Annotated in this window: 13 protein-coding genes; 7 read left to right on the top strand and 6 right to left on the bottom strand. The window is 60.3% G+C overall.

Features of this window, described 5'->3' with window-relative positions:
• Positions 1–133 precede the first annotated feature (133 nt).
• Entirely contained in the window at positions 134–934 is an 801-nt protein-coding gene (gene truA / locus AC5S27_RS10410; RefSeq protein ID WP_493934502.1) for a tRNA pseudouridine(38-40) synthase TruA, read from the top strand.
• Between the two features lie 54 nt (positions 935–988).
• A complete protein-coding gene (locus AC5S27_RS10405; protein ID WP_493934501.1) occupies positions 989–2269 on the top strand; it encodes a M20/M25/M40 family metallo-hydrolase in 1281 nt (426 codons plus the stop codon).
• A 203-nt stretch (positions 2270–2472) separates the two neighbouring features.
• Here the strand turns inward: AC5S27_RS10405 and AC5S27_RS10400 are convergent, their stop codons facing one another.
• Positions 2473–3423, bottom strand: a complete 951-nt coding sequence (locus tag AC5S27_RS10400; protein ID WP_493934500.1) for an ABC transporter permease — start codon at positions 3421–3423, stop codon at positions 2473–2475.
• Positions 3424–3581: 158 nt separating this feature from the next.
• Between AC5S27_RS10400 and AC5S27_RS10395 the strand changes: the two genes are divergently transcribed.
• From AC5S27_RS10395 to AC5S27_RS10385, 3 genes are read left to right on the top strand one after another with little or no spacing between them, the layout of a single operon-like run.
• Positions 3582–3893: a hypothetical protein gene (locus tag AC5S27_RS10395; protein WP_493934499.1), complete on the top strand. Its 312-nt coding sequence runs from the start codon at positions 3582–3584 to the stop codon at positions 3891–3893.
• Positions 3894–3942: 49 nt separating this feature from the next.
• The gene (locus AC5S27_RS10390; RefSeq protein ID WP_493934498.1) at positions 3943–4629 is read left to right on the top strand and encodes an SGNH/GDSL hydrolase family protein; all 687 of its coding nucleotides are present in this window, start codon (positions 3943–3945) and stop codon (positions 4627–4629) included.
• 46 nt (positions 4630–4675) lie between these two features.
• Positions 4676–5287 (top strand): Uma2 family endonuclease, encoded by a 612-nt coding sequence (locus AC5S27_RS10385; RefSeq protein ID WP_493934497.1) that lies wholly within the window; start codon positions 4676–4678, stop codon positions 5285–5287.
• A 122-nt stretch (positions 5288–5409) separates the two neighbouring features.
• Here the strand turns inward: AC5S27_RS10385 and AC5S27_RS10380 are convergent, their stop codons facing one another.
• The gene (locus AC5S27_RS10380) at positions 5410–6864 is read right to left on the bottom strand and encodes a glycoside hydrolase family 125 protein (protein ID WP_493934496.1); all 1455 of its coding nucleotides are present in this window, start codon (positions 6862–6864) and stop codon (positions 5410–5412) included.
• A 115-nt stretch (positions 6865–6979) separates the two neighbouring features.
• Between AC5S27_RS10380 and AC5S27_RS10375 the strand changes: the two genes are divergently transcribed.
• Complete coding sequence (locus tag AC5S27_RS10375; RefSeq protein ID WP_493934495.1) at positions 6980–7822, top strand: amidohydrolase family protein; 843 nt, start codon at positions 6980–6982, stop codon at positions 7820–7822.
• Complete coding sequence (locus AC5S27_RS10370; protein WP_493934494.1) at positions 7819–8871, top strand: sugar phosphate isomerase/epimerase family protein; 1053 nt, start codon at positions 7819–7821, stop codon at positions 8869–8871. The genes AC5S27_RS10375 and AC5S27_RS10370 overlap by 4 nt, the downstream gene beginning before the upstream one ends.
• Before the next feature lie 9 nt (positions 8872–8880).
• Here the strand turns inward: AC5S27_RS10370 and AC5S27_RS10365 are convergent, their stop codons facing one another.
• Genes AC5S27_RS10365 through AC5S27_RS10350 form a run of 4 tightly spaced genes read right to left on the bottom strand, consistent with a single transcriptional unit; the run spans position 8881 to position 13055 of the window.
• Positions 8881–9843, bottom strand: a complete 963-nt coding sequence (locus AC5S27_RS10365) for a sugar phosphate isomerase/epimerase family protein (RefSeq protein ID WP_493934493.1) — start codon at positions 9841–9843, stop codon at positions 8881–8883.
• Between the two features lie 55 nt (positions 9844–9898).
• On the bottom strand, positions 9899–11152 hold the full coding sequence (locus AC5S27_RS10360; RefSeq protein ID WP_493934492.1) for a Gfo/Idh/MocA family protein: 1254 nt from the start codon (positions 11150–11152) through the stop codon (positions 9899–9901).
• Positions 11153–11166: 14 nt separating this feature from the next.
• Entirely contained in the window at positions 11167–12219 is a 1053-nt protein-coding gene (locus AC5S27_RS10355) for an FAD:protein FMN transferase (protein WP_493934491.1), read from the bottom strand.
• Positions 12216–13055 (bottom strand): sugar phosphate isomerase/epimerase family protein, encoded by an 840-nt coding sequence (locus AC5S27_RS10350; RefSeq protein WP_493934490.1) that lies wholly within the window; start codon positions 13053–13055, stop codon positions 12216–12218. Before AC5S27_RS10350 ends, AC5S27_RS10355 begins: the two co-directional genes overlap by 4 nt.
• Positions 13056–13088 lie beyond the last annotated feature (33 nt).

The following is a 13088-nucleotide window of genomic DNA, read 5'->3' as shown; positions in this document are numbered from 1 at the left end:
CGGGGCGCACATCGCGGATGAGACTTTCCGGAACTCTTGCGATCGGCTCCGGGGTAGCTTCGCCGGAAAAGCTGAGTATATCCCAGCACGGGTTGCCGGGAGCTCAAGTCCTGTGGGTTGAAGCGGATGCGCTATGCTGTGGCTTCGGACGCCCATGCAGAACTGGAAACTCACACTTACGTACGACGGCACCGGCTTCCACGGCTGGCAGGTGCAACCCGGTCTGCGGACCGTTCAGGGCGAGTTGCAGTCGGCCCTGCACCGCGTATTGGGAGAGTCTCCGCTGCCACAGGGCTCTGGCCGGACCGATGCCGGTGTGCATGCGCTGGGGCAGGTAGCCAGTTTCGCGCTCAAGGCGCCGATTCCCGCCGGCAATCTGTTGCGGGCTCTGAATCGTACCCTGCCGGCATCGATCAAGGTGCTGGAGGCGCTGCCGGTTGGCGACGGCTTTCACGCCCGCCACTCCGCGGAAGCAAAAACCTACGAATACCGGATCTTTCGCGGGGAGCTCTGTTCGCCCTTTCTCGCGCCCTACGTGCACGCCTGCCGCTGGCCGTTGGATCTTTCGCGGCTGGAGCAGGCAGCGCTGGAGGTGGTAGGCGAGCATGACTTTGTCAGCCTGGCGGCCAGCGACCCGGACCTTGTGACTCGGGGAGATGAGGACGGTCCTTCGACGATCCGGACGATCTTCTCTTCAGCCTGGTCCGCCGAACCCGGTGATCTTCTGGTCTACCGCGTTCGTGGCAACGGGTTTCTCCACCACATGGTGCGTAATCTCGTGGGTACGATGCTGGAGATTGGCCGCGGACAGTTCGCAGCCGATGCAATGCCGGGCATCCTTGCTGCCAGGGCGCGATCCGCCGCTGGACCGACGGCGCCGGCAAAGGGTTTGTTTCTGCACTCCGTGGAATACCCGGCAGAATCGTTGCTGTAGCGCGTGGTGCAGCCGCCGGATCCTTGGACGTTCGCTGATAACCTGAAGGTAACGATGGCTTTGCTGGGACGCAGTTCGGCGTTTTCTCGGGTGACGGCGCTGGCGGAGTTGCGTCCGCTGCACGAGGCTTTTCGCTGGCTGCATCTCAATGGGCAGCAGATGATGCGCTGGCAGGCTGAGCTCGTGGCCATTCCGGGGCCTCCGTTTGGTGAGGAAAAGCGCTCCGCCTGGATGGTCGATAAATTTAAAGAAGCAGGTTTGGAATCGGTTGTAACTGATTCCATCGGCAACGTTTTTGGGGAACTGGTCGCAGTTGGAGAGAGCGTTCCAGTGGTGCTGCTTTCGGCGCACCTCGATACGGTTTTCCCGGCTTCGACGCCGCTGAAACCGATCGTGGATGGTGACCGGCTCGAAGGTCCAGGAGCTTGCGACAACGCTGCCGGCGTGATCGGAATGCTGGGGATTGCCCATGCGCTCCGTCGAAGTTTTGGCACGCAAACTACTGGAGAATTTGGACTTGTTTTTTCTGGAAACGTCGGTGAGGAGGGTGAGGGCGACCTGCGCGGGGTGCGGCGGATTTACCAGAATTCGCCTTATTCGGGCCGGATCGCCGCGCATATCGTGCTTGACGGAGCCGGGGCTGAGACGGCAGTGACGCAGGCGCTGGGCAGCCGGCGGTTCCAGGTGAAAATCAGCGGCCCCGGCGGACACAGCTTTACCGATGCGGGGACGCCTAACCCGATTACGATCATGGCATTAGCTCTGGCTCGAATGGCTGAATTGCCGCTTTCGAACGGCCCGGATGAGCCGCGGACGACCATGAACGTGGGAACCATTTCCGGCGGAACTTCAGTCAATTCCATTCCCGAGAGCGCTGTCGCAGCGCTGGATTTTCGCTCTACCGATCCTGAGCAACTTCTGCGGCTGGAGGTTGCACTCCACCGCTGCGTGGAGGATGCGGTCGATGCCGCCAACGGTGCGGATGCGCGGAGAGAGAAGAAGCGGGACATAAAGTTGAGTCGTAATCGCATCAGCTATCTTATAGAAAAAATAGGGGATCGACCTGCTGCCAGCTTGCCCCACAATTCCGCTTTATTGGAATCGTTGCGAGCGGTGGACCGCCATCTCGGGCTCAGAACCGACCTGCGTTTGGGTTCGACGGACGCGAATATCCCGCTGTCGCTGGGGGTTCCGGCGGTTTCACTGGGAGCGGGCGGCGATGGTGGCGGGGCGCATACCCGGGGCGAATGGTACTCGGCGACGAACCGGGAACTTGGATTGCGACGGATTCTGCTGCTGGCGCTGACGATGATGAACCAGGCGGCCCGGGACTAAATTCAAGCGGTCTTGATCGAGTGAACCGCTGTAAGTCCTGATCGAAATTACGCAATAGATGTACCACAACGCGCAATCGGTATCTCGCGTTGCGCAATCCGCGTCTCACGTTGCGCAATCGGCGTGCGAGGTTGTGCAATCCACAGTTGCTTTTGGGAGTGACGGATGGGTTGGTGCCAGGCAGGCCGAAAGGCGAGTTCTGGTCAGCCCCTCATGCGCGGATTGACCAGGCGGTAGGTCAGGTCGGTTAGCAGGTTGACGAGGACGTAGGTGAGGCCGATGGCGAGGAGGCTTCCCTGCACCAGCGCGTAGTCCCGGCCGGAGATGGCGCTGACGACGAGGCGTCCAAGACCGGGCCAACTGAAGATGGTTTCAGTCACGATGGCTCCGGCGAGCAACGCGCCGAATTGCAGGCCGACAACAGTGACGATGGGCACGAGGGCGTTGGGCAGGGCGTGGCGGTAGACAACCTGGTTTTCACTGAGGCCCTTGGCGCGGGCGGTGCGGATGTAGTCCCGGTTGAGCTCTTCGAGCATGGCAGTGCGGACCATGCGGGTGAGGATGGCGGCGAGCGAAACTCCCATGGCAACGGTGGGAAGGACGAGGTACTTCCATCCATTGCCTGAGAAGAGCCCTAGAAATGCTGAGCCGGGTGCCGCTCCCGAAACGGGTAGCCAGCCAAGGCGGATGGAGAAGATGAGGACGAGAATCGGCGCGAGGGCGAAGGAAGGGATCGACAGGCCGAGCAGACTGACGAGGCCGATGGACTGGTCATGCCAGCGACCGCGGCGGACTGCGGCTAAGACCCCGGCGGGGACGGCAAGGAGGAGGCCTACGATCAGGGCGGTGACCGTGAGCTCGATGGTGTAGGGATAGCGGGTGGAGATGAGGTGCGTCACGGTGTCGTTGAGGCGGATGGAGCGGCCCAAATCGCCGTGGAGGACGTTGCGCCAGTAGTGGAGATACTGCGTGTGCAGCGGCAGGTCCAGTTCGTACTGGTGGCGCAGGGCGGAGAGGTCGGCGGCTGTTGCTCCTTCACCGAGCATCTGCTGGACGGGGTCGCCGGGTACCAGGTGAATGAGCAGGAAGACAAGCGAGACTACGACCCAGACGACGGGGAGAGTGAGGGCGACGCGGGTGAGGATGGACTTCATGACTCGATTTCAACCATAAAGGCTCCGGGTCGAAATACGAAGTCATCATCACCAAACGCTGGAGGCGCAGCTGGGTTCAGAGAGCAACAGGCACTCTTTTTGGAGCATCGAACAGGGATCGACGGGCTATGATGTTGGCCATGTCTGGAGGTCTGCACATGAAGCACCTGTTCGATAGCAAAGGGAGACATATCGCGAGCCTGAACGGCCCGGACCTGTATGCGCCGGGTGGAAAACACGTTGGCCGTCAAGTACAGGAAGGGGTATTCGCCGATCTTGAAGGAAAGTATCTGGGCGAGGTCGTGAGTGACGATCGATTGGTTTACGATCCAGTCTCGCCGCACCTCGGGACCAATTTCGGCGCAGTGGCTGAGCGCAGATTTTTCGGGACGATCGCGCCTCCGAGGGAATATGCCGGCATCCTCATGCAGAACGGCCGGGTGGATCTTGACCCGGATTGGTTCGAATAGACCTATTTTCGAAACAGGCGCGATCATAGACTGAAATTCGGGGTGAGGATTGAATCGAAAACTCGCGGTGATGCTTGGGGCGATGCTCCTGATGATTGGGCAGAGTGTTGGATGGGCGCAGAAGGCGGCTACCCGGGTAGAAGAGGTTGAGTGGACTTGGGAGGTCCGGCCGGCACATCCGGATGCGAAGCTGCCGAATGTGTTGCTGCTGGGAGACTCCATTACACGGAACTATTTTCCGGACGCGACGAAGGCGCTGGATGGGGTAGCCAATGTCTACCTGATGGCGACTTCTGCTTCTGTTGGAGATCCGCGGCTGGAGCAGCAGGTCGATGCATTTGCTTCGGGTCAGGGAGTTTCTTTCAGCGTGGTGCATTTCAACAATGGAATGCATGGCTGGGATTACTCCGAGGAGGAGTACCGGGCGGCTTTCGGTTCGTTGGTGAAGGAGATGCACGCGATTGCTCCGCATGCCAAGCTGATCTGGGCGACGATCACAGCTGTGAAAGCCGACAAAGAACCGGGACCGACGAATGCCCGGGTGGGAGCGCGCAATGCCCTGGCTGAAGCTGCTTTGAAGGGGAGCGGAATTGCGGTAGATGATCAGTATTCCCTCATGAAGAAACATGCCGACCTTTATAGGGACTCTGTGCACTTCGATGAGCAGGGGGCGGCGTTGCAGGGGAAGCAGGCGGCTGAGGAGATTCGGCGGGCGCTTGGACGCGCCAGGGAATAGGGATCAGCAAGAGCAATCGAGAATTGATCCGGGGTAGAATGACTGTATGAGTACGCTGGTGCGCTTTGAGGCTAGTCTGGTGCCTCGCAACCTGGTGGTCGATCCTCCGATGTCGGATGCGGAGCTGGAGGCTTTTTGTGCCCGAAATCAGGATGTGCAGATTGAGCGGACTAGCGATGGAGTGATTCGGGTGAACCCACCAACTGGGGCTTTGACTGGGCATGGAAATTCTGAGATCATTCGCCAACTTGGAAACTGGTGGCACACACATCAGCGTGGACGGATATTCGATTCCAGCACGGGATTTTTTCTGGATGATGGCTCTTTGATGAGTCCCGACGCGGGCTACGTGGCAACTGGGCAACTGACGGGCTTGACCAAGGCTGATATAGCGCATACGCCATATCTCTGCCCCGCGTTTGTAATCGAGTTGCTGTCACGAACCGACAGTCTGGCCGAGACACGGGAAAAGATGGAACGCTGGATTCGCAATGGCTCGTCGCTCGGCTGGCTGGTTGACCCGTACCGACGGTGCGTTGAGGTTTACTCCACCGATTCCCTGCCCCGCACTGTCGACGGTGCGCAAATCCTTGGCTCTGGTCCGGTCGACGAGTTCGTAATGGATTTGGCTAAGGTTTGGCGCTGTTACGACGTTTGAGTTTCCTGTATACGGAAACAGATTCCCTTTGGGAATGACAACAAGAAAAGCAACTGCAACTATCGAATCACTCAGCCGTGCTCCCTTATGTGGAGCACGGCTGATCTGTTTTGAGGTCCGCTCTAGACGTTACGAATGGCGAGGAGTTTGGGCGACTTCTTATCGAGGGTCAGGATCAGCTCGCCGAAGAGGGTATTGGCCCAGGCGAACCACTCTCGGGTGAATTTTGCCGGGTTGTCCTTGTTGAAGGACTCGTGCATGAAGCCGGTGTTGGCGTGGGTGGTTTTGAGCTGGTGGAGGCACTCCAGCTGCTCTTTTTCGTCTTCGGTGGTGAGGGCACGCATGATGATGGCCATGGGCCAGATCATGTCCTGCCCGATGTGCGGGCCGCCGATGCCTTCGGCTGCTGTGCCTTTGAAGAAGTAGGGATCGTTGGGGCCGAGGACGAACTTACGAGTGGCGAGATAGAGCGGGTCCGATGGAGAGCAGGCACCCAGGTACGGCAGCGCCAGGAGGCTGGGGACGTTGGCGTCGTCCATGAAGAGGTTGTTGCCGTAGCCGTCGATTTCGTAGGCATAAATGTGGCCAGCGACGGGGTGTTGTGCTGCGGCATATTGCTTGAGGGCGGCTTCGATTTCCGCGCGGAGGCTGGCGGCTTCGCGTGCGGAGGCTGTGTCCTTCGCGATCTCCGTGAGCATTTCTTCCATGCGGTGCAGGGTCTGCACGGCGAAGAAGTTGCCGGGGATGTTGAAGGGGTAGATGCAGGCGTCGTCCGAGGGGCGGAAGCCGGAGTGGATGAGGCCGATGGGGCGGGAGGGGTTGCCGAAGCCGGAGCCGGGTAGGGTGTCGGTGGGGTTGTTCGCGGTGCGCTGGAAGGAGTAGGGGCCGGGGCCGGTCTTGCGCTGCTGTTCGCGGAAGGTGGCAAGGATTCGGTTCTGCGCCTGATGCCAGGTATCGTCGAACGGGGTGGTGTCGCGGGTTTCTTTCCAATAGCGGTGGGCGAGCCGGACGGTATAGCAGAGGGAGTCGACCTCCCATTTGCGCTCGCCGACGCCCTTGGTCATTTTGGTGGTGTCGGTCTTGGACCAGTCGAGGGGTTCGGGGCTGTCGAGGTTGGCCATGAAGGCATTGGCGTAGCTGTCGATGAGGATGCAGCGGGCCTGGCGGTGGATGACGCCCTGGATGAGGGTGGCTAGTTCGGCGTCGGTGCTCAAGAAGGGCAAATACGGGTAGACCTGGGCTGAGGAGTCGCGGAGCCACATGGCGTTGATGTCGCCGGTGACGACGACGGTGTCCGGCTTGCCCTGGTAGGTGCCGGGTTCGACTGTGGTGTCGAGGGTGTTGGGGAGACAGTTGGCGAAGAGCCAGGCTAGTTCGGGATCGGCGATTTTGGCGGAGACGGAGGTGATGGCGGCGTCGACGGCCTTGCTGCGGAATTTGCGCTGCGCCGGGGCTGGTCGCTTCGACGGATACGTATCGGCCATGGCGTTGGCTGTGGGGATGAGCGGGAGGGCTACGACGCTTACAGCGGCGGAACGTAGAAGGTCTCGGCGGGAATAGTGATTTGTGTGGGTCATAGTTTGGTCTCAGCCATTATATGCAGTATGGTGACGTTTCCACCGGTACATTCGCCGTGGCCAGCCTGCTGGTGTCGTCGGATATGCTGACTGGGTTGTTTGGAGGCTTTGAAGGATGACGCGAATCGATGCGCATCAGCATTTCTGGCGGTATAGCCCGGTGGATCATGGGTGGATGTCGGAGGCTATGGGGGCGCTGAAGCATGACTTTTTGCCTGCGCAGCTTGAGCCGCTGCTTCGCTCTGCGGGTTTCGACGGATGCGTGGCGGTGCAGGCCAGCCAGACGCTGAACGAGACGCGGTGGCTGCTGGAGCTGGCTGCGGAGTACCCCTTTATTCGCGGGGTAGTAGGTTGGGTGGATCTGCGATCGGACCCTTTGGATGAAGAGCTGGCGGAGTTTGCCGGGAATCCCAAGCTGGTGGGTGTGCGGCATGTGGTGCAGGACGAGCCGGATGACCGCTTCCTGATGGGGACTGAGTTCCGGCGCGGAATTGGGAAGCTGGCCGGTGCCGGGCTGGTTTATGATCTGCTGCTGTATCCGAAACATCTGCCGGTGGCGGTGGAGCTGGTGCGGGAGTTTCCGGAGCAGCGGTTTGTGCTGGATCACGTTGCCAAGCCGCGGATTGCGGATGGGGTTCTTTCGCCGTGGGACGACGATTTGAAGCGGCTGGCAGAGTTCCCCAATGTCGCCTGCAAGCTTTCCGGGATGGTGACGGAGGCGAAGTGGGCTGCGTGGCGGCGTGAGGATTTCGATCCTTACCTGGAGCAGGCGCTGGAGGCCTTTGGCGCGAGTCGGCTGATGATTGGTTCGGACTGGCCGGTTTGTACGCTTGCGGCTGATTATGCAACGACGATGGGGATTGTCACTGACTTTATTGGGCAGCTTTCGTTGTCGGAGCGGGATGGAATTCTGGGTGGGAATTGTGCACGGATTTATGGAATTGAGGAGAAACGATGAAGACTTTGCGTGGACCGGGGATTTTTCTGGCGCAGTTTGCTGGAGATGAGGCGCCGTTTAACAGCTTGCCGGCGATTGCGGATTGGGCTGCTGGATTGGGGTATGCGGCGGTGCAGCTGCCTACCACTGACGCGCGGCTTTTTGATCTGAAGTTGGCGGCGGAGAGCGTTGCTTATTGCGATGAGATTTCGGGGATGCTGGCGGAGAAGGGGCTAGTGGTTTCTGAGCTTTCGACACATCTGCAGGGACAGCTGATCGCGGTGCATCCTGCGTACTCGGCGCAGTTCGGTGCGTTCGCGCCGAAGGAGGTGCATGGCGATGAGAAGGCGCGGCGGGCGTGGGCTGAAGACCAGCTTCGCCTGGCGGCGAAGGCCAGCCGCAATCTTGGACTGACGGCACATGCTACGTTTTCAGGCGCGCTGGCGTGGCCCTACTTCTATCCTTGGCCGCAGCGGCCTGCGGGGCTTATCGAGGAAGCCTTTGCGGAGCTGGCGCGGCGGTGGCGGCCGATTCTAGATGCCTTTGAAGAGGCTGGCGTGGATGCCTGCTATGAGCTGCACCCTGGCGAGGATCTGCACGATGGAGTGACGTTTGAGCGATTCCTGGAGGCGGTGGGGAATCATCCGCGCTGCCGGATCTTGTTTGACCCTAGCCACATGGTGCTGCAGCAGTTGGACTATCTGGCCTTCATCGATCACTATCACGCTCACATTCGCGCATTCCATGTGAAGGACGCGGAGTTTCGCATCAATGGCAAGTCCGGCGTCTATGCGGGATATCAGGGCTGGGTCGAGCGGCCGGGGCGGTTCCGTTCACTGGGAGACGGGCAGGTGGACTTTGGCGCGGTGTTCAGCAAGCTGGCGCAGTATGACTATCCCGGCTGGGCTGTGCTGGAGTGGGAGGACTGCCTGAAGAATGGTGAGGATGGGGCACGCGAGGGAGCGGAGTTTATCCGCAAGCACATTATTCGTGTGACGGAGAAGGCGTTTGATGATTTTGCCGCCGGAAGTGCGGACGCGGAGCAGAACCGGCGGCTGCTGGGGATCTAAGCTCCGGGATCAGCTCGCGTCTGCCTGTTCGAGGCACTTTTTCATGCCCGCCCAGCTGATGCGGGTGGAGGCCTCGGGAGTGCCTCCGCCGTGCCAGTGAGTTTCGAGGCTGACGGCGTTGCTATAGCCCGCTTGCTTGAGGACGCGGAACTGGGCGGTCCAATCGACGAAGCCCTTGTCTACTGGGGCCCATTCGATCTTGCCGTCTGTCCCCTTCACTGCGTTCTTGCAGTGGCAGTGGTGGATGCGGTTTTTCGGCAGCGCGTCCCAGCCGTTGGGGAAGGCGTCGAGCTCGCCGCGCATGACGGCGTTGCCAGGGTCCCAGTTGAGAAAGAAGTTGGAGGCGGGGACGCCGGCCAGGGTTGCAGCTGCTTCGCGGCCTGTCGCGGTGTTACAGGCGAACTCGTTTTCGATGACGAGCTGAATGTTCTGCTTTGCGCAGACCGCCGCAGCTTCAGTGAGCTTCTGGTTGATGGCGGCGCGATGGGGCGCGACGTTTTCAATGCGCCAGAAGTCGAAGCAGCGGACCTTGTCGGTCTTGAATTGCTTGGCGAGAGAGATGCTGCGTTCGAGGACTTCATCCTGCTTCTTGAAGCTGGTGTCAGCGGCGCCGTGCATGTCTTTCTGCGTGCTGTATTCGGACTTGGGCGCATCGGGCCAGTCGACTTTGAAGAGCGGGCTTGCGATGTCGGTGACGGTGAGTTTGTAGCGCGCGAGGATCTTCTGCGCTTCAGCGATCTCGGCGTCTGTGGAGACCTGAAGGTTCTTGCCCCACATCTCGCGCAGCTCGACATAGTGAAGGCCAAAGTCATTGGCGATGACGGAGCAGGCGTGGTCGAAGTCCTGCGAGATTTCATCGCTAATGACGGCGACCTTGAACTGCGAGGCTTTGGCGAAGCTGCGCATGGCTGGTGTGGCGAGGGCGGTGAGTGCTGCTGCGTGTCCCAGGAAAGTGCGTCTCGAAGTCGTCATGCTGCTCCTCTACTGCTTTGTTTCGATCCCGAACATCTTAGAAGCCAAAGGCTGTTTACGCTGTCGAAGATGGTACAGCGACTTCCCTGTTCTGCTGGCGGGCCTGGTCGGCTTGCACGACACAGAGTGCTGAACCGAGACCGACGTGAACGTTGGCGATGGGTGTGGCGTTGTTGCGCAGGCAGTAAATGAAGGCGCGCGCTGCGACCGTTGTCGGGTCTTCGGCGGTGGCAATCTCTACTGGCTTGCCGGGTCCGCGGTAGGGCATCTCGCCACCGGGGCGGTAAGAGGCGCTGGTCGTAACGCCTCTCTCTTCCCCTTTAGTGACGTGCGGCACGGGAGCGATCTGGCGGGGTTCATAGAAGAAGGTTGCATCTTCGAGGGTGAGATTGAGGGAGCCTTTGGTGCCATAAAGCCAGAGCTGGTCGCCCATCTTGGCGTTGCTGGTCATGGAGGTGAAGATGAAGCGCCGGCCTTCGGAATACGTGAGGACGACCTGCACGTTGTCGTCGGTTTCGCGGCCGTCGTGGTAGTGGCAGATGGAGCCTGAGGCCAGCGCAGCTGTAGGCGTGGAACCGAAGACCCAGTTGGCGATGTCCATGTGGTGCGAGCCGAGTTCGGCGATGAGGCCGAGGGACCACTGGTGGTAGAGGCGCCAGTTGATGAGGCGTTCGAATTGCGGGTCAGGGACGGGGCGGCGCCAGCTGTTGTTGCGGTTCCAGTAACCCATGATGTGTGTGACGTCGCCGATTTCGCCTTGCTGAACGCGCGCGATGGCGGCGCGTATCCACGGAGAGTAGCGGTACTGGTGGCCTACCTGGAAGATGCGCTTGTGCTCGGCGGTCGCGGCTACGATCTTGCGGGCATCTTCGACGGTGTAGGCCATGGTCTTTTCGCCGTACACGTGATGGCCTGAAGCTAGCGCGGGCAGGACGTGTTCTGCGTGCAAGCCGAGCGGGGTGGCGACGATGACAGCGTCGAGGTCTTTGCGGTCGAGGAGGGCGCGGTAGTCCGTGTGCTTCGCGACCTGATAGCCGCAGAGGTGGTTGAGTTGATCGAAGCGCGGCTCATAGACGTCGGCGGCGGCAGTGATGGTGACGCCGGGGACACGGAGGAAGTTGCGGATCATCTCCTGCCCGCGGCTGCCGGGGCCGATGATGCCGAGGCGAATGGGAGTGCTATCGCGGGTGGGGGCGGTTTGCTTGGCTACTTCTGTGTCCGTTTCTGCAGGGCTCTGGGCCAGAGAAAGCGCCGATGTGGTAAAGGCAGAGGCGGACAGGCCCTGCAGGAAGAGGCGGCGGTCGATCATTCGTTCTCCTTGTCCTATTTGTTCGACGGAGTAGCTGTGCTGCAGGCCTCATCGAGCCAGTGGATCGCGAGGCAAGATGGGCCGGTCGGGCCTTTGGTGAAGAGAAGAACCCGCGCTGAGTTGAGTCGCTCGAAGAATGTGCGCGAGGCTGCTGGTTCAAGAACGAAGGCAACAGTCGAGAGCGCGTCGCTATCGGTGGCGCTGGGGTCGATGACGGTGGTTTGCAGCATGCCTTCGACGGGGTGCATGGTGAGCGGGTTGAAGATGTGGCAGTAGCGATGGCCGTCCTGGATGAAGAACTTTTCTGTGCATGCGCCGGTGGAGAGGGATTCATCTTTGAGCAGAATCGTATCGAAGATCTTGCCCGGTGTTGCAGGGTCGGGGATGTTGACTGGCCACCCGGTTTCATTGGGCGGGGCGCCGATGGCGTAGAGCGTGCTGTTGCCTGCGGAGATGAATGCGGATCGGATGCCGCGTTCCCGAAGAAGAGCAACGACGCGGTCTACCGCGAAGCCCTTTCCGATGCTGCCTGGGTCGAGGTCCATCGGCTGATGATTGCGGAACTGCACGGAGCGGGTGCTCGCGTCGAGTGCGATGTTCTGCCAGCCGATCTTGCTGCGGAGTGCGGCCAGCTCTGCGTCGGACGGGATGCGGCCGCCGTGAAAGAAGAATCCCCAGGCACGCAGGAGCGGGCCTACTGTAATGTCGAATGCGCCGTTCGATTGCTGGCTCCAGTATTGGGAGCGGGTTAGGAAGGCGAATGTCTCAGGATCAGTGGTGATGGGGCCATTGCCTGCTTCGCGACTGATGCGAGAGAGCTCACTCGAAGGGCGGTAGTTGCTGAGCAGCGCTTCAAGGCGGTCAATCTCTTCGAAGGCTTCATCGGCGATCTGTGCGGCGGTTGCTACATCCTTTGCGTAGAGATCGATCGTGAATTCCGTGCCCATGGCGCGGTGGACTTCGTGGTAGCGCGTGAGTTGCGGCTGAGCCGATGCTGCATGAGTGAACGCAATTCCCGCGCATACGGCGAAGGCAACCAGTGCGCGCGTCCGCGCGGTGTTGATCATCCTTTGTAGCCCATGCCGGCGAGGACTCCGCGCATGTAAGCAAAGCTCTTGATGACGCCAGGCATTGGGTCGTCTGGGAAGATTTCGTATTCGAGGTCGACGTTGCCTTGATAGCGCAGAGCGATGAGCGTCTGGAAGATTTCTCGGACAGGCATGAGGCCGTCACCGACGGCTACCTGACTCTCTTTGTCGGTCTTGATGGCGAGGTCTTTCATGTGGATATCGAAGAGGCGCGGGCCAGCTTTGAGAATGGCCTGCACAACGTCTGTGCCGGTGCGCATGGTGTGGCCTACGTCGATGCAGCAGCCGATGCGCGGGTCCAGCTTGTCGATCGCTGCGAGCACGTCGAGCGGTGAGGCGAAGTGCTTGTCTTCCGGGCCGTGGTTGTGTATGCCGAGGCGGATGTTGTATTCCTTTACGAATTTCTCAACGCGCGGCAGCGTTTCATGCGTGGGGGCGCCGACGATGAGCGTGATGCCTGCCGCTTTGCAGTACTCGAACTTGCTGCGTACGTCTTCATCGGTATCAACAAGGAACGAAATAGTGCCGCCGGTGCTGAGTTGCAGGCCTGCGGCACGATACTCGGCCGCGCGCGGCGCAACCTGGTCGAGAGGCGTCATCGGCAGGTGCACATCTTTGACATTGAGATAGGGCGTCTTCAATGTCTTCATGAACTGGATGAGATGCGCCTGGTCAAAGTTGCGGAAGGTGTAGCTGGCAATGCCCAGACGTATCGGGGACGTGTTGTCCGGAGCGGGTGCGGCGTTGGAGAAGCGCGGCAATGCGCTGACGGTGGCAGCAATAGCGGCAGAGTTCAGAAGCTGGCGGCGGTTCATGGTGTTCTCCATGGAAAGGTGACACAGCGCAGA

The organism is Acidicapsa borealis (genome assembly GCF_059115245.1).
The sequence above is the reverse complement of the archived record's forward strand: the minus strand, read 5'-3'. Positions and strand labels throughout refer to the sequence as shown.

Bases quoted from the DNA above. Each gene is read 5' to 3' on its own strand.
- truA (WP_493934502.1), top strand. From the start codon at position 134: ATGCTGTGGCTTCGGACGCCCATGCAGAACTGGAAACTCACACTTACG.
- AC5S27_RS10395 (WP_493934499.1), top strand. From the start codon at position 3,582: ATGAAGCACCTGTTCGATAGCAAAGGGAGACATATCGCGAGCCTGAAC.
- AC5S27_RS10350 (WP_493934490.1), bottom strand. From the start codon at position 13,055: ATGAACCGCCGCCAGCTTCTGAACTCTGCCGCTATTGCTGCCACCGTC.
- AC5S27_RS10375 (WP_493934495.1), top strand. From the start codon at position 6,980: ATGACGCGAATCGATGCGCATCAGCATTTCTGGCGGTATAGCCCGGTG.
- AC5S27_RS10355 (WP_493934491.1), bottom strand. From the start codon at position 12,219: ATGATCAACACCGCGCGGACGCGCGCACTGGTTGCCTTCGCCGTATGC.
- AC5S27_RS10360 (WP_493934492.1), bottom strand. From the start codon at position 11,152: ATGATCGACCGCCGCCTCTTCCTGCAGGGCCTGTCCGCCTCTGCCTTT.
- AC5S27_RS10400 (WP_493934500.1), bottom strand. From the start codon at position 3,423: ATGAAGTCCATCCTCACCCGCGTCGCCCTCACTCTCCCCGTCGTCTGG.
- AC5S27_RS10365 (WP_493934493.1), bottom strand. From the start codon at position 9,843: ATGACGACTTCGAGACGCACTTTCCTGGGACACGCAGCAGCACTCACC.
- AC5S27_RS10385 (WP_493934497.1), top strand. From the start codon at position 4,676: ATGAGTACGCTGGTGCGCTTTGAGGCTAGTCTGGTGCCTCGCAACCTG.
- AC5S27_RS10370 (WP_493934494.1), top strand. From the start codon at position 7,819: ATGAAGACTTTGCGTGGACCGGGGATTTTTCTGGCGCAGTTTGCTGGA.
- AC5S27_RS10380 (WP_493934496.1), bottom strand. From the start codon at position 6,864: ATGACCCACACAAATCACTATTCCCGCCGAGACCTTCTACGTTCCGCC.
- AC5S27_RS10405 (WP_493934501.1), top strand. From the start codon at position 989: ATGGCTTTGCTGGGACGCAGTTCGGCGTTTTCTCGGGTGACGGCGCTG.